This is a genomic window from Marinobacter sp. C7, from assembly GCF_022343555.1.
Lineage (GTDB): Bacteria > Pseudomonadota > Gammaproteobacteria > Pseudomonadales > Oleiphilaceae > Marinobacter.
Window position 1 is genome coordinate 1 of record NZ_JAKQZH010000074.1, and the last position, 545, is coordinate 545.

Annotated in this window: 1 protein-coding gene; it reads right to left on the minus strand. The window is 49.2% G+C overall.

The features are described 5' to 3' along the window. Positions 1-545, minus strand: a 545-nt coding sequence (locus MD273_RS19335) for a F0F1 ATP synthase subunit A (RefSeq protein ID WP_239039289.1), incomplete at both ends; no start/stop codon positions are given.

Genomic DNA, 545 nt, shown 5'->3' on the forward strand with positions numbered 1-545 from the left:
CGTGAAGTGAAAGCTCAATGTATACAGCGACCAGCAGAGCGAAGATGTATGCCTGCAGGAAGATAACAATGATCTCGTAAACCGTGAAGAGTACTGCCATCAAGATGGTTACGCCGGACATTGCTGTCCATCCGTTGAACTGGAAGAAGAAGAAGTTCGTTGCGGAGAAAAGCAGAACCAGGATGATGTGGCCAGCAAGGAAGTTGGCCATCAAACGCAGTGCCAGGGTGACTGGCCTCAAGATGAATGTAGAGAAGAACTCAATTGGAACCACCAAGACGTGAAGTGCTGGTGGAATGTTCGGAATCACAACAGAAGACTTCACATATTTGAAGAATCCGTAACGCTTAGAGCCTGCGTAGATAAACGCGATGTAACCAGCTACCGCCATCACGATTGGGAATGCAATACGTGAGTTGGAGGAGATGTTTAGTCCCGGGATGATCGTTGCAAGGTTCATCAACAGAGCCGCGAAGAAGATGGTGGCCAGGATCGGCAGGAACCGACGACCTTCCTTCTTTCCGAGAATGGCTTCAGCGATGTGA